Origin of the sequence: Halococcus saccharolyticus DSM 5350 (genome assembly GCF_000336915.1) — an archaeon.
GTDB classification, from domain to species: Archaea; Halobacteriota; Halobacteria; order Halobacteriales; family Halococcaceae; genus Halococcus; species Halococcus saccharolyticus.
This window is the reverse complement of the sequence record NZ_AOMD01000033.1, coordinates 79146-95814: the sequence shown is the minus strand read 5'-3', so window position 1 is coordinate 95814 and position 16669 is coordinate 79146. Positions and strand designations below refer to the sequence as shown.

At 66.9% G+C, this 16669-nt stretch carries 18 protein-coding genes; 14 read left to right on the top strand and 4 right to left on the bottom strand.

Annotated features, from left to right (window positions below; genetic code table 11):
• Nucleotides 1–60: 60 nt before the first annotated feature.
• From lysW to C449_RS16130, 10 genes are all read left to right on the top strand, one after another.
• Entirely contained in the window at nucleotides 61–225 is a 165-nt protein-coding gene (lysW, locus tag C449_RS16175) for a lysine biosynthesis protein LysW (protein WP_005039974.1), read from the top strand.
• Between the two features lie 2 nt (nucleotides 226–227).
• The gene (lysX, locus tag C449_RS16170) at nucleotides 228–1118 is read left to right on the top strand and encodes a lysine biosynthesis protein LysX (RefSeq protein WP_006079122.1); all 891 of its coding nucleotides are present in this window, start codon (nucleotides 228–230) and stop codon (nucleotides 1116–1118) included.
• A complete protein-coding gene (argC, locus tag C449_RS16165) occupies nucleotides 1115–2152 on the top strand; it encodes an N-acetyl-gamma-glutamyl-phosphate reductase (RefSeq protein ID WP_006079121.1) in 1038 nt (345 codons plus the stop codon). The genes lysX and argC overlap by 4 nt, the downstream gene beginning before the upstream one ends.
• 2 nt (nucleotides 2153–2154) lie before the next feature.
• Nucleotides 2155–2997, top strand: a complete 843-nt coding sequence (locus C449_RS16160) for an acetylglutamate/acetylaminoadipate kinase (protein ID WP_006079120.1) — start codon at nucleotides 2155–2157, stop codon at nucleotides 2995–2997.
• On the top strand, nucleotides 2994–4133 hold the full coding sequence (locus tag C449_RS16155; protein ID WP_006079119.1) for an aspartate aminotransferase family protein: 1140 nt from the start codon (nucleotides 2994–2996) through the stop codon (nucleotides 4131–4133). Before C449_RS16160 ends, C449_RS16155 begins: the two co-directional genes overlap by 4 nt.
• Nucleotides 4130–5206, top strand: coding sequence for a [LysW]-lysine hydrolase (locus C449_RS16150; protein WP_006079118.1), 1077 nt, complete (start codon nucleotides 4130–4132; stop codon nucleotides 5204–5206). Before C449_RS16155 ends, C449_RS16150 begins: the two co-directional genes overlap by 4 nt.
• A complete protein-coding gene (gene argF, locus C449_RS16145; protein ID WP_006079117.1) occupies nucleotides 5203–6108 on the top strand; it encodes an ornithine carbamoyltransferase in 906 nt (301 codons plus the stop codon). Before C449_RS16150 ends, argF begins: the two co-directional genes overlap by 4 nt.
• A 181-nt stretch (nucleotides 6109–6289) precedes the next feature.
• Nucleotides 6290–7672 (top strand): spondin domain-containing protein, encoded by a 1383-nt coding sequence (locus C449_RS16140; RefSeq protein ID WP_006079116.1) that lies wholly within the window; start codon nucleotides 6290–6292, stop codon nucleotides 7670–7672.
• A gap of 122 nt (nucleotides 7673–7794) precedes the next feature.
• The gene (locus C449_RS16135) at nucleotides 7795–8079 is read left to right on the top strand and encodes a winged helix-turn-helix domain-containing protein (RefSeq protein WP_006079115.1); all 285 of its coding nucleotides are present in this window, start codon (nucleotides 7795–7797) and stop codon (nucleotides 8077–8079) included.
• Complete coding sequence (locus C449_RS16130; protein ID WP_006079114.1) at nucleotides 8076–8393, top strand: hypothetical protein; 318 nt, start codon at nucleotides 8076–8078, stop codon at nucleotides 8391–8393. The genes C449_RS16135 and C449_RS16130 overlap by 4 nt, the downstream gene beginning before the upstream one ends.
• A 53-nt stretch (nucleotides 8394–8446) precedes the next feature.
• Here C449_RS16130 and C449_RS16125 read toward each other — a convergent pair whose 3' ends face one another.
• On the bottom strand, nucleotides 8447–8923 hold the full coding sequence (locus C449_RS16125) for a DUF6789 family protein (protein WP_006079113.1): 477 nt from the start codon (nucleotides 8921–8923) through the stop codon (nucleotides 8447–8449).
• A 122-nt stretch (nucleotides 8924–9045) separates the two neighbouring features.
• Between C449_RS16125 and C449_RS16120 the strand changes: the two genes are divergently transcribed.
• Nucleotides 9046–9435, top strand: a complete 390-nt coding sequence (locus C449_RS16120; protein ID WP_006079112.1) for a helix-turn-helix domain-containing protein — start codon at nucleotides 9046–9048, stop codon at nucleotides 9433–9435.
• A gap of 17 nt (nucleotides 9436–9452) precedes the next feature.
• Here C449_RS16120 and C449_RS16115 read toward each other — a convergent pair whose 3' ends face one another.
• Complete coding sequence (locus C449_RS16115) at nucleotides 9453–10664, bottom strand: S1C family serine protease (RefSeq protein ID WP_006079111.1); 1212 nt, start codon at nucleotides 10662–10664, stop codon at nucleotides 9453–9455.
• Nucleotides 10665–10795: 131 nt separating this feature from the next.
• Between C449_RS16115 and thrC the strand changes: the two genes are divergently transcribed.
• Both thrC and C449_RS16105 read left to right on the top strand, forming a co-directional pair.
• The gene (gene thrC, locus C449_RS16110) at nucleotides 10796–12061 is read left to right on the top strand and encodes a threonine synthase (protein WP_006079110.1); all 1266 of its coding nucleotides are present in this window, start codon (nucleotides 10796–10798) and stop codon (nucleotides 12059–12061) included.
• Nucleotides 12062–12115: 54 nt separating this feature from the next.
• Nucleotides 12116–12343 (top strand): hypothetical protein, encoded by a 228-nt coding sequence (locus tag C449_RS16105; RefSeq protein ID WP_006079109.1) that lies wholly within the window; start codon nucleotides 12116–12118, stop codon nucleotides 12341–12343.
• A 44-nt stretch (nucleotides 12344–12387) separates the two neighbouring features.
• Here C449_RS16105 and serA read toward each other — a convergent pair whose 3' ends face one another.
• Together serA and C449_RS16095 are read right to left on the bottom strand one after the other, a co-directional pair.
• Nucleotides 12388–13980, bottom strand: a complete 1593-nt coding sequence (gene serA, locus C449_RS16100; protein ID WP_006079108.1) for a phosphoglycerate dehydrogenase — start codon at nucleotides 13978–13980, stop codon at nucleotides 12388–12390.
• A 77-nt stretch (nucleotides 13981–14057) separates the two neighbouring features.
• Nucleotides 14058–14435, bottom strand: coding sequence for a hypothetical protein (locus tag C449_RS16095; protein ID WP_006079107.1), 378 nt, complete (start codon nucleotides 14433–14435; stop codon nucleotides 14058–14060).
• Nucleotides 14436–14620: 185 nt separating this feature from the next.
• Between C449_RS16095 and C449_RS16090 the strand changes: the two genes are divergently transcribed.
• The gene (locus C449_RS16090; protein WP_006079106.1) at nucleotides 14621–16660 is read left to right on the top strand and encodes a hypothetical protein; all 2040 of its coding nucleotides are present in this window, start codon (nucleotides 14621–14623) and stop codon (nucleotides 16658–16660) included.
• The last annotated feature ends 9 nt before the right edge of the window (nucleotides 16661–16669 follow it).

Genomic DNA, 16669 nt, shown 5'->3' with positions numbered 1-16669 from the left:
TTTTGTAAATTATCAAACAAGTCCGAAGGGTTTAAGCGGATACACGGGTGAGGGTGGCACATGGCGAACTGTCCCGAATGCGGGGGCGAGGTGTCCCTGCACGACGACGCGGAAGTCGGAGAGATCATCGATTGTGGCACCTGCGGCGCCGAGCTCGAAGTCATCGACACCACCCCGCCGGTCCTCGAGACGGCCCCCGAGCTCGAAGAGGACTGGGGGGAGTAAGAGTGGAAATAGGCGTCCTCTACTCCCGGATCAGGCACGACGAGAAGCTCCTGCTCGGTGAGCTCCGGGAGCGCGGCCACGAGGTGACGAAGATCGACGTTCGCGACCAGCGCTTCGATCTCACCGAGCCGCCGGCGGCGTTCGCCGACGTGGATCTCGTCGTGGACCGGTGTCTCGCGACCAGCCGGAGCCGCTATGCGACCCGCTTCCTCGCGGCGTACGGCATCCCGGTCGTGAACTCCCCCGAGACTGCGGCGGTGTGTGCGGACAAAGCGGAGTGCAGCCTCGCGCTCGCGGGGGCCGGCGTGCCGACGCCCCGGACGGAGGTCGCCTTCACGAAGGAGAGCGCGATGGCATCGATCGAGCGGTTCGGGTATCCCTGCGTGGTGAAACCCGTGATCGGCTCGTGGGGCCGGCTGCTGGCGAAGATCGACTCCCGGAGCGCGGCGGAGGCGATCCTCGAACACAAATCGACCCTGGGACACTACGAGCACAAGGTGTTCTACGTCCAGGAGTTCGTCGCGAAGCCTGGCCGCGACATCCGGGTTCTGGCTACCGACGGCGAACCCGTGGGAGCGATGGTGCGATCGTCGGACCACTGGCTCACGAACGCGGCGAAGGGGGCCGAAACCGAGGCGTTCGAACTCGACGACGAGGCCCGCGATCTCGTCGCGCGCGCGAGCGAGGCGGTCGGCGGCGGCCTGCTGGGAGTCGACCTGATGGAGACCGACGATCCCGACGCGGACCACTCCTACACGGTCCACGAGGTGAATCACACGGTCGAGTTCAAGGCGCTCGACGGCGTCGCCGACGGCGACGTGCCCGCACAAGTAGTCGACTGGCTCGAAGGCAAAGCGAAGACGGCGGACGAAACCGCGGTCGCTGCGCCATGACCCACACCGCGTCGGTCGTCGGTGCGAGCGGGTTCACCGGCGGCGAACTCCTCCGATTGCTCCGCGGCCATCCTGCCTTCGAGATCGTCCAGGCGACCAGCCGTGAGTATACGAACAAGACAGTCGGATCGGTCCATCCCAACCTCCGGGAGCTCGACCTCCGGTTCAGCGAGCCCACCGATCTCGCGAGCGTCGACGTGCTGTTCGCCGCGACGCCCCACGGCGTGTCGATGGAGCACATCGACGCGTTCCGTGAGGCGGCGGACACGATCGTCGACCTCTCGGCGGACTTCCGGCTCGATAGCGAAGACCAGTACGACCAGTGGTACGACGGGCACAGCCGGCCCGAACTGCTCGACGAGTCGGTCTATGGGCTCGTCGAGCGCCACCGCGACGAACTCGCGGGTGCGTCGCTGATCGCGGCGGGCGGCTGCAACGCGACCGCCGCAATCGTCGGTCTCGGCCCGCTGTTCGACGACGGGATCCTCGCGGGCGACGAGCGGATCGTGGTCGACGTGAAGGTGGGCTCCTCGGAGGGCGGAGCAGGTGGTGGGAAGGCGTCCTCGCACGCCGAGCGCTCGGGAGTCGTCAGACCCTACGCGCCGACGGGCCACCGCCACGAGGCCGAGATCGAGCAGGCATTCGGCTGCGAGACGGCGTTCTCGGCCCACGCGGTCGACATGATCCGTGGTGCGGCCGCGACCTGTCACGTTTTTCCCGACGAACCGGTATCGAAGGCCGACCTCTGGAGCGCCTACCGCGAAGCCTACGACGACGAGCCGTTCGTCCGGCTCGTAGCTGGCGGCTCGGGCGTGTACCGCTATCCCGAGCCGAAGGCGGTCGCGGGCTCGAACTACGCCGAGGTCGGGTTCGAACTCGATCCGGGTAATGAGAGAATCGTGGTGTTCTCGGCCATCGACAACATGATGAAGGGCTCAGCAGGCCAGGCGGTCCACGCCGCGAACGTCGCGCTCAGAATCGACGAGACGGCAGGACTCGACTTTCAGGGACTCCATCCCGTGGGGGCACCCTGACCATGACGACGGTCGTAAAGGTCGGCGGTGCGCGGGCAGTCGATCCCGAGGGCACAATCGCGGACATCGCGGCGCTCACGGGAGAGGGCGAGGACTGCGTGGTCGTCCACGGCGGATCGACAGCAGTCGACGAGACGCTCGAACGGCTGGGCGAGGAACCCGAGTACGTCGAGACCCCGAAGGGGGTGGTCGGGCGGTTCACCGACGAGCGCACGATGGAGACCTTCGAGATGGTCCTCCCCGGCAAACTCAACACCGACCTCACGGCGTCACTGCGGAAGACCGGTGTGGACGCCGTTGGGCTGTCGGGCGTCGACGGCGGGCTGCTGACTGGCCCCCGGAAATCCGCCATCAAGGTCGTCGAAGATGGAAAAACGAAGATCCGGCGTGGCGAGCACTCGGGCAGGATCACGTCGGTGAACGCCGACCTCCTCACCGGGCTGCTCGACGACGGCTACACACCCGTGGTGACGGTCCCGATGCTGGCCGACGACGGCACCCCCGTGAACGCCGACGCCGACCGGGCGGCCGCCGCGGTCGCCGGTGCGCTCAACGCGACCCTGGTGGTGCTGACCGACGTCCCTGGCGTGCTCGCCGATCCCGACGATCCCGAAACGCTGATCGGGAGTGCCGAAACGCCCGACGCGCTCGCGCAGGTGGAGTCGGCCGCCGAGGGGTTCATGGGCAAGAAGGTGATGGCGGCGACGGAGGCGCTCGACGGCGGTGCGGCGGCGGTCGTCGTCGCCGACGCGAACGCCGACGAGCCCGTGCGTGCGGCGCTCGACGGCGGTGGGACCCACTTCACGCCTGGGGCGATCGAAGCCGAAGCGGAGGTCGATACATGAGCGGATTCGTCCACAACGAGAAACCGATCAGGCTCCACAGGGGAGAGGGCGTCCATCTCTACGACGAGGACGATACCGAGTATCTCGACTGCGGAGCGAGCTACGCGTGCGCGCCGCTCGGCCACTCCCATCCCGACGTGACCGCAGCGATCACCGACCAGGTCGAGCGGCTGACGTTCGTCCAGGCCTCCTATCCCGTCGATGCACGCGACCGAGCGCACGCGGCGCTCGAAGCCGCCGCACCCGACGGGTTGGAGAACGTCTGGCTCTGTAATTCGGGGACGGAGGCGAACGAGGCGGCGCTGAAGTTCGCCCGGAGCGCCACCGGGAACTCGAAGATCATCGCGACGATGCAGGGTTTTCACGGTCGGACGATGGGCGCGCTCGCAACCACGTGGAACAGCGAGTATCGCGACCCATACGAACCCCTGATCGGCGACGTCGAGTTCGTTCCGTATGGGGACGGCGACGCGCTCGCCGAGGCGGTCGACGACGAGACCGCGGCCGTGATCCTCGAACCCCTCCAGGGCGAGGGTGGGATCAACCTCCCATCCGAGGGGTATCTCGCGGCGGCGCACGAACACACCGAGGCGGCGGGCGCGGCGCTGATCCTCGACGAGGTCCAGACCGGGATGGGACGGACAGGAGAACTGTGGGCGTGCGAACGCGCCGGTGTGACGCCCGACATCCTCACGACCGCGAAGGGGCTCGCGAACGGACTTCCCGCGGGGACGGCGCTGTGCGCCGACTGGATCGCCGAGAACCACGGCTCGCACAACGCCACCTTCAGCGGCGGGCCGGTGGTGAGCGCCGCGATCGACGCCACCGTCTCGACGCTGGTCGAGGAGGACATCCCCACGAACGCCGCCGAGATCGGTGGGTATCTCGCGGGCGAACTCGACGCCGAGCTCGGCGATCGGGTCCGCGACGTGCGCGACGAGGGGCTGATGATCGGGATCGAGGTCAAGCGCGGCGCGAACCGCGCGCTCCGAGACCTCGCACTCGATCACGGGATCCTCGCGCTCCCCGCCGGTCGGTCGGTGGTCCGGCTACTGCCGCCACTGATCCTCGACGAGGGCCACGCCGATCAGGTCGTTGACGCCCTCACGGACGTGCTCGGGGGGCGGTCGGAATGAGCGAAGCGCTCACGGGCGTTTCGGTGAGTGCGGCGCGCGATCTCCTCGTCGAGCTCGTGGAGACTCCCTCGCCGACCGGCGAAGAGGCGGCGTGCGCCGAGATACTCGTCGACTTCTTCGAGAATCACGGCCGCGAGGCGTTTCTCGACGAGGTCGGCAACGTCCGTGCGCCCGCAGACGATGCCGTTCTGCTGACCTCCCACATCGATACCGTGCCTGGCGACATTCCGGTGCGGATCGAACCCGGCGACGGCGAGCGCGAGGGGAGCGAGGTGCTCTGGGGTCGGGGTAGCGTCGACGCAACTGGGCCCCTGGTTGCGATGGCGGTCGCCGCCGTCCGAACAGGAGTAAGCTTCGTGGGTGTCGTGGGCGAGGAGGTCGATTCGAGCGGCGCGCGTCACCTCGTCGAGACCCGCGACGCGCCCGACGCGGTCGTCAACGGCGAGCCCTCAGGTTGGAACGGGATCACGCTCGGCTACCGGGGCCTGCTCGCGGGCACCTACGTCGCCACGAGCGAATCCGGCCACACCTCCCGCCCCGAGAACAGCGCGATCGAGGACGCAATCGACTGGTGGGAGCGGGTGCGAAACACGGTGGCCGACGACCGCGACGAGTGGACGCCCGTCTTCGAGCGCGTGACGCCCAAACCCATCGAGGTCCACGGCGGAACGAGCGACGACGGGCTCTCTGTCGAGGCGACGATGGACGTCCAGTTCCGCGTGCCGCCGAGCCTCACCGTGGAGGAGGTGCGCGAGGCCGCCGACGGCGAGCTGAACGGCGGCACCGTGCGCTGGTACGACGAAGTCTCGCCTGTCATGACCTCCCCACGGAACCCAGTCGCGCGGACGTTCCGCGGTGCGATCCGGCGGGCGGACGGCGAGCCGCGCCTACTCCGCAAGACGGGGACGAGCGACATGAACATCTACCAGGCGTGGGACTGTCCGATGGTCACCTATGGACCAGGCGACTCGGACCTCGACCACGCACCCGACGAACGTCTCTCGCTCGACGAGTTCGACCGCTCGACGAAAGTGCTCGAAGACGTCGCCGAACAGCTCGGAGGGGACGCATGACACGCCACTTCACCGACATCGACGATCTCTCGATCAGCGAACTCGAAACGGTGCTCGACATCGCAGCGGAGCTCAAAGCGCGGACGAAACGTGACGAGCCACATCCCCTGCTCGAACGCCGAACGCTCGGCATGGTGTTCGAGAAGCCGAGCGCTCGGACCAGGATCTCCTTCGAAACCGGGATGACCCAGCTCGGCGGCCACGCGATCTTCCTGGGCCCGGACGACATCGGCCTCGGCGAGCGCGAACCACTCCGGGACACCGCCCGCACCCTCTCGGGGTACGTCGACTGCGCGATGGTCCGACTGTTCGATCACGCGGACTTGGAGGAGCTCGCGGCTTATGCCGACGTCCCGATCGTCAACGGGCTGACCGACGACGCTCACCCCTGTCAGACCCTCGCGGACTTGCTGACGCTCCGCGAGACGGTGGGGTTCGACGCGCAGGTGGCGTGGGTCGGCGACGGCAACAACGTCGCCCAATCCTTCGTTCTCGGGTGTGCGCTCGCCGGAATCGATCTCACGGTAGCCACACCGGAAGGGTACGGGATCGACGAGCGCGTGCTCGATCGCGCCGGCGAGATCGGGACCGCACCCGACGTGACGGCCGATCCGGAAATAGCGGTCGCGGGGAGGGACGCGGTCTACACCGACGTCTGGGTGAGCATGGGCGAAGAAGCGGAGCGCGAAACGAAACTCGCCGCGTTCGAGGAGCGTGGGTTCCAAGTGAACGCCGACCTCCTTCCCGACGACGCGACCGTGCTCCACTGCCTGCCCGCCCACCGCGGTGAGGAGATCACCGAGGACGTGCTCGAAAGCGATCGTGCGGCGGTGTGGCAGCAAGCCGAAAACCGACTTCACGCCCAGAAGGGGCTGCTCGCCTTCCTCCTCGACGCACTGTGAGACCGATACGAAGCGCGTGAGGACGGAGTCTCGCGAGCTTTGATTATCTTTGCCGCCCACATAGCTACACATACGAACGGGAAGTTACGAGAGACTCACGCAGGACTCGACAAACACTTGGAAAAATTACTATTTATGCCGGTGTGGCATTCGAGCTTGTGCGTCACCGCACACGAGAACAATGAGCAACGAACCAGACGACATCGAATGCACCGACAGTCCCTCATCGTTGGGGGACGCGAGCGAGTATCTGCGCTCGCGACGATCGTTCATGACCGACGCGGCGACAGTGGGCGGCGGCGTGTTGGCCCTATCGGCTCTCGGCGGAACGGCGGCAGCCGAAGGTCACGATGGTGACGGCGATAGCGGTAGCGGAAGGGGGAGCGGAGACGTCAGCGATGTCGACGTCCTCAACTACGCGTTGTCGCTCGAACACCTCGAAGCCGCGTTCTACAACGACTTCCTCGACAACCACACGGAGAGCGAGGTCGAGAACTCAGACGTCGCGAAGTACTTCGCGCGACCGACGCTGCGGTACTCGGTGTACCAGCAGATCCAGGACGTCCGGGACCACGAGGAGGCCCACGTCGAAGCACTGACCGGGACGATCAACGACCTCGGCGGCACGCCCGTCGAACCCGCCGAGTACGAGTTCCCCTACGACACGATGGAGGAGTTCGTCGCGATCGCCGACCGGCTCGAAGCCGTCGGTGTCTCGGCGTACGCCGGCGCGGCACCGCTGCTCTCGAATCCCGACCTGATCCCGCCGGCGCTCTCGATCCACAGCGTGGAAGCCGAACACCAGACGTACTTCCAGCTGCTCCACCTCCAGCGGCCATCCCCCGACGCGTTCAATCCCGCGCGCTCGATGGACCAGGTGCTCCCGATCACCAACCAGTTCATCGCCGGCGCGGACGGCGGCGGTGGACGGATGTTCACCGCGACCGTCGAGAACGTCTCGACGCCAGGCACGCTCGACGTCGATCGGGCGGACGGCGTCGTACCGCTCTCGCCGCCCGTCTGGGCGGTGTATTCCGGCGGCGAGAACCCCGCGTTCGTTCCGGGCGAGGACGCCAACGAGGGGACCGAGATCGTCGCCGAAGACGGGTTCCCGATGACGTTGGCTCAGACGGTGGCCAGCGCCGAGAACACCACCGACAGCGGGGTCGCTCCCTCGCCTGGTGGCTCGCTGGAGACCCCTGCATTGGGACCGGGCGAGTCCGTCGAGTTCGGCTTCAGCGCCGCGCCGGGCGACCAGTTCACGATGGAGACGATGTTCGTCCAGTCGAACGACTGGTTCTACGGGTTCGAAGGGCTCTCGCTGTTCGACGGCGACGAGCCGGTTTCGGGCAGCGTGACCGACCACATCGCGGTCTACGACGCCGGCACCGAGGCCGACACCGCGCCAGGCACCGGTCCCGATCAGAAGCCCGTCCAGGACCCCGAGGCGATGGACGTCGGCCCCAAGGAGGACGAACCGATCCAGTTGGCGAGAGAGCGCCATCCAGACTTCGACATCCCCGACGCCAGCGAGGTCATCGAGGTGACCATCACGCCACAGTGAACGCGATGTCGACGCCGGTTTCAGGGTGCTCCACGTTTTTTGCCACAGCGATCGATGTCTCGTGCTCGAAACGGGGACCCAACATATATCCCCAGGGCGCGAGAGGACTTTCGAGAGCGAGGATGGAGAAGGCGCTGTGGTATCTCTTTACGGCGACGCGTGGCGGCGCGAACCGCGTTCGCGTCGTCCGGGCGCTCGCCGAGCGGCCGAAAAACGCAAACCGTCTCGCCGAGGAGTTGGATATCGCCTACACCACCGCTCGCCACCATCTCGACATGCTCTGTGATCACGACGTCGTCGAACAAAGCGACGAGGACTACGCCGCGCTGTTTTTCCTCACCGACCAGTTCGAACGAAACCGTGATGAGTTCGAACGCATAGCACAACACGTGGAGACCGACGGATGACGCCCCTCCAAACCACCGTCCTGATGAGCGACACGATGACGATCGCCAGCACCCTCTCCGGCGTGAGCATCGTGATGCTGCTCGCGCTTACGGCGGTGTGGCTCAACAACTACCGGACGTTCCGGACGCCGCTGCTGCTCGGACTGGTCGCCTTCGGCGCGGTGTTGCTCGTCGAGAACGGCGTCTCGCTCTACTATTTCTTCACGATGCGGAGCCTGTACGCGATGGATCCCGCCGCCCAGCGGGTGATCGCGGCGATGCGGGCGTTCCAAGCGGTCGCGCTCGTCTTCCTGACGTACGTGACGATGAAGTGACGGTGGCGTCGCTGTCCTCACACCCAGTCAAAAATCGACGTTTTTCGGATGGTTCAGCGGAGGAACGAGTAGACGACCCCGAGGAGGAGGCCGTAGACCGCGTGGCTCGGAAGGCTTCCAGGCAGCGCGAAGTTCGGGAAGTCCGGTCCGAGCCCGGCACCCACGGCGTCCAGCCAGAGCGGCATCACGAGCGCCGCGAGCAGCACCCAGAGCACGACGCCGTAAACCAACCCGACAGCAGCCGACCGCCCGAGACCACGACCGACACCGGTGCCGGTTGCGATCGCGGCAAACACCACCCCGAGAATCGCGCTGTGGGCCATGTGGACGATCCAGCCCGCGAGGCCGTTCGGCGGCGGTGCGAGCCCGTACAGCGCCGGAATCGCACCCACGATAGCCGGCCGCAGTGTCATCGTCATCATCGCGCCCATCACCGCGCCGCCGACGAGGCCGCCGATAACGCCCGCCTGCCAGTCGGCGAGCCCGGTGCCGGTCGTCGTCGCCGTTTCGGATCGAGTCTCTTGGCTCATGCGCGAGGTGATACACCACGGATCGACATAACCGCGTGGCGAGTTGACAGTCGTCACGCAATGGCGTGGATCACACACGACCGAGGGCCGAGATTTATGCTCCGGGCGGTCGAATCCGGACTATGACCGAGGCCGACCCCAGTCCCCAGCGGTTCCGCGACCTCATGCTCGACGCCGAACCGGGCTTCGAGCAGGTGATGGTCTGTGTGTTCGACATCCAGCGTCACGAGACGCGGACCTACCGAACGCTGCTCGACCAGCCGGACAGCACGGTCGAGGAGTTGGCCGCGGAGTTGGAGCGGGATCGCTCGAACGTCAATCGGTCGCTGTCGACGCTGCGGGAGAAGGGACTCGCCGAGCGGGGCCGCCGACTCCTCGACGGCGGCGGCCACGTCTATCAGTACACCGCGACGCCGCTGCCGGAGGCGAAAGAGCTGATGCACGACACGCTCGACGAGTGGACGGCGTACGTCCACTCACGGATCGACGAGTTCGGCGAGGAGACGGTGTAATCGTCCGCGAGGAGCGCTCACGGGGTGGTCGTCGACTGTGTGGCCCCACCCGGCTGTTCGGGGCGGCTGCCGAGCGTGAGCGAGAGCGTCCGTCGCTCGCCGTTGCGGAACACGGTGACGTCGATCGTGTCACCAGGTGACGCCTGAAGCGCGAGATACGACGAGAGTCCCTGGAAGCTGTCGATCCGCTGGCCACCGAGCCCCACGATGACGTCACCGCGCTGGAGCACACCGGCGGACGGCCCGTCGGAGTCGACCCGGCGAACGAGCACACCACGGGAGCGATCGATCCCCACATCCGCAGCGACTGACGGCGTGACGGTCTGCAGATCAGCGATTCCCATATAGGCGTGGTCGTACTCGCCGTTCTCGATGAGTGACGGCACGACGCGCTCGACGAGCGCGGCCGAGATGGCGAAGGCGAGGTTGTCGCCGCCGCCGGAGTTGATGACGCCCACGACCTCGCCGTCGAGGTTCACGAGCGGCCCCCCCGAGTTGCCGGGGTTGACCGGCGCACCGGTCTGAATCCCGTCGGGGATGGTGTAGCCGTTCGGCGCGGGGATCGACCGGTTCACGCCACTGACGAGCCCCGACGTGACCGAGCCTTCGAGCCCGTAGGGGTTGCCGATCGCGACCACTTCGGTGCCGATGGCGGCTTGGTCGTCGACCAGTGAGAGCGGTGTCGCGTAGTCGGGCGGGCTCTGGACATCGAGAACGGCGAGATCGCTCGACGGGTCGGTGCCGACGACCGACGCCGAACGCCACTCTCCCCCCGAGAAGCGCACCTCGACCGTCGACGCGTTGCTGACGACGTGGGCGTTCGTCACCACGTAGCCGTTTCGGAAGACGAACCCCGATCCCTGTCCGCCCTGTCCCATCCCACCGGTCACGCTGACCAGCACGACCGAGCCGACTGTCTGGCGGTAGACGCGCGTGTACGGACTCGGTGTGTCGCCAGCGGTCGCGTTGCCGTCGCGGGCGGTTGCATTGCCGTCGGTGGCGGTCGCGGTGTCACCGGTCGCGTTCGGGTCCGCGGTGGCGGCCGTCGCGTTCGTCGGGCCGCCGGCCGTGGTTTCGGCGGGTGTCGAGTCGCCGGTCGTCGAGGAAGTAGTCGTCGCATTGGTCGTGGTTTGATCGCCGAGTGCACCCCCACAGCCGGCGAGCCCGGCAGTGAGTGCCGTCCCGAGCGCGCCGAGATACGCCCGGCGCGTCGTCCGCGCGTCGTCCATACCCGAGACTGGGGTTTCGGACGGGTAAGTGGCGTGCTTGCGAGTATCTCGTCACCGAATGACGTCCATCTGGCCAGTACGAACTCCACGGACCGGCCCACTTTTGCCCGCCCGGGCAGTCCCGTCGCGTGATGACCGATCTCACGCTTTCGCCCAAGGAGCCGACGCCCGACGCCGCGACCGACGGCACGTGGCTCGCGTGTATCGAGTGCGGCACCGTACACGCCCCCTTCGACGCGCCGATCTACCGCTGTCCCGACTGTGGCGGGCTCCTCGAAGCGCGCTACGCCGAGTATCCCACCTTCGAGACGTTCGCCGGGGAGGATCGTGGTGTCTGGCGCTACGCCGCGTCGCTGCCCTTCGAGGACGGTGTTTCGCTCCCGGAGGGTGACACGCCGCTCCACACCGTTCCCCGACTCGAAGATGCGATCGACGTCCGAAGTCTCCGGATCAAACACGAGGGGATGAACCCGACGGGAAGTTTCAAGGATCGGGGAATGACCGTCGGGGTCCGGGTCGCTGCTGAACTGGGTGTCGGCCGCCTGGCGTGCGCCTCGACCGGCAACACCAGCGCGGCGCTCGCGGCCTACGGCGGTCGCGGTGGGATGGAGACACTGGTACTCCTCCCTGCCGGGAAGGTCGCTGCGGGAAAGGTCGCCCAGGCGAGCCTCCACGGGGCACGTATCCTCGAAGTCGACGGCAACTTCGACGCGTGTCTCGACATCGTCGCCGAACTCGCCGACCGCGGCGAGGCGTACCTCCTCAACTCGCTCAATCCCTTCCGACTGGAGGGTCAGAAGACCATTGGCTTCGAGATTCTCGAACGGTACCAGACCGACTATGGCCGATACCCCGACCGGATCGTTTTGCCGGTGGGGAACGCGGGCAACACCGCGGCGCTCTACAAGGCTTTCCGCGAACTCGTCGCGAGCGGGGCGCTCGACCCCGAGGACGTGCCGAAGCTTACCGGCGTCCAGGCGGAGGGTGCCGCGCCGATGGTTGAGGCGATCGAGGAAGGGAACGAAGACGTCGAGCGCTGGGAGTCGGTCGAGACCCGCGCCACCGCGATCAGGATCGGGAACCCTGTGAACGCGCGGAAGGCGCTGCCCGGTATCCGCGAGACCGGCGGGACAGCGGTCGCCGTCGCGGACGAAGCGATCACCGACGCCCAGCGCGCGCTCGCGAGCGAGGGCGTCGGGGTCGAACCCGCCTCCGCGGCGAGCGTCGCCGGCCTCCGGAAGCTCCGCACGGCGGGCGTCGTCGGCAGTGACGAGGATATAGTCTGTCTAACGACCGGACACCTCCTGAAGGACCCCGACGCTGCGGCCGCGGCCGGCACGGAGCCGGAACCCGTGCCCGCCGACGCCGAGGGCGTACTCAACCATCTGCGCGGGTAGATACCGCGGAGGAAAGGGTAAATGTCGCCGAGGCTTGTCCTGATATCAGAGACAATGGCGACCGAAGAAGCCGAAACCGATGGGCGCTACCTGACACGGCAGAACGTCATGCGGTGCTATCGGTGGTTGACGGGACTCGCGATCGGTGCCGTCGTGACGGTTGTCGTGGCCGAAGGGTTCGTCCCGCGCGTGGTGACCGGGACAGCCATCGGCTGCTGGCTCCTCGCGAGCCTCCTGCTGTTTGCACACGTCGGTATCAAGAACACCACTCACGGCGTCTGATTCGGCACCACCGCTTCGGTACGGCGGGCAAACGGTCCAGCGCGCTATTCCGTTCCGGTCCCGTTCAGTGCGATGTAGCGCGTCTCGATCACGCGGTCGTCGTCCTCCAGTCGATCCTGAAGCTCCTCGGAAACCGGCTCGTCGAGATTGTATACCGTCATTGCCTCGCCGCCGATGACCTGGCGGGCGTTGAACATCCCCGCGATGTTGACGTCCGCGTCGCCCAGCACCGTCCCGATGAACCCGATCAGGCCCGGCTCGTCGACGTTCCGCGCGACCAGCATGTGGCCGGCGGGGATCGCGTCGACCCGGAACCCGTCGATCCGGACGATGCGGGGGTCCTCGCCAGCGAACAGGGTGCCACAGACGCCGATCTCCTCCTCGCCATTCGTAACGGTGACGGTGACGAGGCTCTGGAAATCCTCCGCGGTCCGGGTCTTCGACTCGACGACCTCGATCCCGCGCTCCTCGGCGATCCGTGGGGCGTTGACCGCGTTGACCTGCCATTCGAGCGGTTCGAACACGCCCTCCAGCGCGCTCGCGGTGACGAGATCGATCTCCTCCGCGGCGATGTCGCCCTCGTAGGTCACCTCGATCGTCTCGATCCGCCCATCGAGGAGCTGGGTCGCGATCTTGCCGGCGGTCGAAGCGATATCGAGGTACGGCCGGACCCGGGGGAACGCACTCGCATCCATCGAGGGGGCGTTGAGCGCGTTCATCACGGGTTTCGACGCGAACGCGGCGAGCACCTGATCCGCGATCGAGGTGGCGACGTTCTCCTGGGCGGCGTGGGTACTCGCGGCGAGATGGGGGGTGACGATCGCGTTTTCCACATCCAGAAGCGGATTGTCCTGCGAGACCGGCTCCTCTGCAAAAACGTCGATCGCCGCGCCCGCGACCGATCCGTCCGCCACTGCGGCGGCGAGCGCCGCTTCGTCGACGACGCCACCGCGCGCACAGTTGACGAGGTAGCCTCTCCCCAGCCTGTCGAGTTCGTCCTCGCCGATCAGGTTCTCGGTCTCGGGCGTGAGCGGCGTGTGGATCGTGAGCACGTCGGCGCTCGCGAGACACTCGTCGAGTTCGACGAGCTCCGCACCGAGATTAGCGGCGCGCTCCTCGGAGATGTAGGGGTCGTACGCCACGAGGTTCATCCCGAGGCCGTCGAGTTTCTTCGCGACCTCCTGGCCGACGCGGCCAAACCCGACGATGCCGAGCGTCGCGCCGTTGAGTTCCGTCCCGAGATAGTCGCTCTTGGCCCACTCGCCGGCCTTCAGTCGGGTGTGGGCCTGAGGGATCGATCGCGCGGCCGCGAACGTCATCGCGACGGTGTGTTCGGCGGCGGCGCGGACGTTACCTTCAGGAGCGTTGGCGACGATCACGCCGGCCTCGGTGGCGGCGTCGATGTCGATGTTGTCGACCCCGATCCCCGCACGGCCGACGATGGTGAGCTCCTCGGCGGCCGCGAACAGCTCCTCGGTGACGTCGGTGCCCGAGCGGACGACGAGTGCGTTCGCGTCGGCGACCGCTGCGTGGAGCGCGTCGCCCTCAACGTCGTAGGCCGTCTCGACGGTATGACCGGCCTCGCGCAACCGGTCGAGACCCGGCTCCGCGATGGGATCGGTGACGAGTATCTTCATATCGAGGCGAGCGACGCGGCGGGGATAACCTTTGCTTCCCGGGCACAACTCGCCGGCCGGCGTCGGAGCCAACCGGCTCAGTTGCGGTACAGCGAGAACGCGATTCCAAGTGCGACCGTCGCGCCGCCGGCGAGTCCGTCGCCGAGACCACTGCTCACGCCGAGACGAGTCAGTGCCACGAAGACGACCGCATAGAAGCCGTACGCGATAGCGCTGGCGACGATCGCCCAGCCGAACGCCCGTCCCAGCGAGAACCGGATGTCCCACTCACGATAGAGCGTCGGCACGCCGACGCCGACGCCCAGCAGCGCACCGAACGCGAGGAACGAACCACCGGCCCACGTCTGCGTGATATAGGCTCCAGCAACGCCGAGCACCGATCCGGTAAGTGTGACGACCGTCGACGACGAGATCGAACCGCTCCCGAGCCGCGACGACGAATCGTTGTCGGACATATCGAGGCCGCGCTCGGTCGTTGGATAAACGTTCTGGAAAAGATCACGACAGGAGACAGCGAGCGTGGAACGATGGTCCTGTGGCGACGGCGAGCGGGTCTCGTAGCCATGACGATATCGACGTGCGAGCGAAGCGTCGTCGCTGCACCCGAGCGCTTATTCGAGTGCTCGCCCATCACCCATCGATGAGACGTCGGCGGTTCCTCGACGCGGCCGCAGCGGCCGGGATGATCGGACTCGCGGGCTGCTCCGGCGAGAGCGATCGTGACGGGGCCGCGACGAACAGTCCGGGCGACACGACCGAAAGCCAGGAAACCGGCAGCGACACGCGTCGAGGGGAGACGACGACCACTGACGCCGAAACCGGATATTCCGATTTCGTCTGGGCCGAACAGAAGATCTGGAAGGACGAGCGCGTGCGCGAGAACCTCTTCGCGTTCGCCGGCCGTCACGATCTCGCGGTGGTCATCGCGAAGGCGGACGCCGACGCCGATGACCTGGCGGCACTCGAAAAGCCCCTGGCTGCGGCCGCCCGCCACGGCACCGAGGCGTGGCTGAACGTTGGCGTGCTCAAACAGCTCACACCGGGCGAGTTCGTCGGTGATGGAGCGAAGCGCCGACGCCACCTCGACGGACTCGAAGCCGTCGTCCGTCGTTATCGAGAGTTCTTCCCGACAGGTCGGATCGTGCTCTGGCAGGAAGCTCCCGTCGGTGGGCGATGGAACGAGGACGGGACGTGGAACGATCGCGCCGTCGCAAACCTCGAACGCCTCGGCCCACGGATCTTCGCCGCGCAGAAACGACGCATCGAGAACGTCGCGCCGAACGTCGACGTCGGGATCTTCGTCCACTTCCCGTACATCGTCGACGGGAAGCAGCCGGGGACGTTCGAGACGCTCACGACGGACCTGAAATCCCGGGGTGCGCTGCCCGATTTCACGTTCACCGACTTCTATCGGGGCTGGTACGCCAAAGACGTGGGTCCCGGCCCCGCGAACGCCGCGGTTCGGAGTCTCGTCACGAACGCACGGGAGCTGACCGACGATCGACCGGTCAGCTACCTCGGCGAGGCCCACACGATCAACCCCCAGTACACCCCGAGCCGGCAGGCGATATGGATGGATCTCCGGGCGGCGCTCGGGGCCGGCGCGGAGGGCGTCGGTTGGTACGCGAGGACGGCGTACAAGGCGACGAAACACGGGTTCGATCCCTTCGTTCCGAACGTCGGACCGGCGGCGCGCGACGGACCATGCGCCAGCACGCTGACGTTCGCTCGCGACCGCTACCAGTACGCCTACGCCGCGCTCCGGGCAAAACGCGATACGTCGGCGGAGTCAAGCGCGAGCGATCGGTTCGATCTCTGGCTCGTCGGGTCGGGGTTCGACTTCTACGAGCACCGGCTCTCGCTGCGAACCCGAGCTGGCGAGTGGCAGTTCGTCGGGAATTTCGACGGCTACGTCGATGGCGACTACCCGTACGACGACAGCTCCGAACGCACGTCGATCTTCCGGGGCCTCTCGCGCGAGCACTTCGATCGGGACGGTAGCCTCGAAGTCGCCGTCGACACCGCCCCCGACAGCGACGGCGCGCGTCTCGACGCCGTGCTGGCGATGCCCGAAGACGTGAGCACCTATCTCGCGGAGCCGGCAGCGACGGAGCTGTATGGCTCGCGATCGGACGTCCACGAGTTCAGTGTGGGCCACGAACGTGCGAACACACGGCTCGCAGCTGGCGATTCACGACAGTTCGATGTGAAACTCGGTGAACCACAACGACCACCCGACGAACTCGTCTTCCCCGATCACCGCACACAGCGCGAGCGACTGGGACGGCTCGAATCGCGCGACGGGTTCGATCCCGACGACCACTTCGATCTCTGGGTGTCCACTGAGAAGACAACCGGGGGAGGGAACGAGCCAGGAGGTATCGAAGGACTCGATGTGGTCGGCGACGACGGACGACAGCCGCTGAGCGAAGCGAGCACGGCGGTGTCGACGGTCGAGGGCGGAGCGGTCTGGTACGGGATCGATCGTAACAACCTCGCCCATCGTGACGGATCGGCTTCCATCGAGATAGCCGGCGATGCTCGGGGGCTGGTGACCGGTGCGTACGCGATGGCCTACGCCGGAACCGTCGCATTCAGACCCGCGGCGGAGGCGATGGAGCTCCTCGAAACCGACCGCGCGAGCGCGCGGACGTTCGCCATCGCTCACGAAGAAGAGTGATTCGTCCAC

Coding starts and splice junctions, on each gene's coding strand:
- argC (WP_006079121.1), top strand. CDS start 1,115: ATGACCCACACCGCGTCGGTCGTCGGTGCGAGCGGGTTCACCGGCGGC.
- C449_RS16115 (WP_006079111.1), bottom strand. CDS start 10,664: ATGGACGACGCGCGGACGACGCGCCGGGCGTATCTCGGCGCGCTCGGG.
- lysW (WP_005039974.1), top strand. CDS start 61: ATGGCGAACTGTCCCGAATGCGGGGGCGAGGTGTCCCTGCACGACGAC.
- C449_RS16105 (WP_006079109.1), top strand. CDS start 12,116: ATGGCGACCGAAGAAGCCGAAACCGATGGGCGCTACCTGACACGGCAG.
- C449_RS16125 (WP_006079113.1), bottom strand. CDS start 8,923: ATGAGCCAAGAGACTCGATCCGAAACGGCGACGACGACCGGCACCGGG.
- C449_RS16140 (WP_006079116.1), top strand. CDS start 6,290: ATGAGCAACGAACCAGACGACATCGAATGCACCGACAGTCCCTCATCG.
- C449_RS16150 (WP_006079118.1), top strand. CDS start 4,130: ATGAGCGAAGCGCTCACGGGCGTTTCGGTGAGTGCGGCGCGCGATCTC.
- serA (WP_006079108.1), bottom strand. CDS start 13,980: ATGAAGATACTCGTCACCGATCCCATCGCGGAGCCGGGTCTCGACCGG.
- C449_RS16090 (WP_006079106.1), top strand. CDS start 14,621: ATGAGACGTCGGCGGTTCCTCGACGCGGCCGCAGCGGCCGGGATGATC.
- C449_RS16120 (WP_006079112.1), top strand. CDS start 9,046: ATGACCGAGGCCGACCCCAGTCCCCAGCGGTTCCGCGACCTCATGCTC.
- C449_RS16135 (WP_006079115.1), top strand. CDS start 7,795: ATGGAGAAGGCGCTGTGGTATCTCTTTACGGCGACGCGTGGCGGCGCG.
- C449_RS16095 (WP_006079107.1), bottom strand. CDS start 14,435: ATGTCCGACAACGATTCGTCGTCGCGGCTCGGGAGCGGTTCGATCTCG.
- thrC (WP_006079110.1), top strand. CDS start 10,796: ATGACCGATCTCACGCTTTCGCCCAAGGAGCCGACGCCCGACGCCGCG.
- C449_RS16155 (WP_006079119.1), top strand. CDS start 2,994: ATGAGCGGATTCGTCCACAACGAGAAACCGATCAGGCTCCACAGGGGA.
- C449_RS16130 (WP_006079114.1), top strand. CDS start 8,076: ATGACGCCCCTCCAAACCACCGTCCTGATGAGCGACACGATGACGATC.
- C449_RS16160 (WP_006079120.1), top strand. CDS start 2,155: ATGACGACGGTCGTAAAGGTCGGCGGTGCGCGGGCAGTCGATCCCGAG.
- argF (WP_006079117.1), top strand. CDS start 5,203: ATGACACGCCACTTCACCGACATCGACGATCTCTCGATCAGCGAACTC.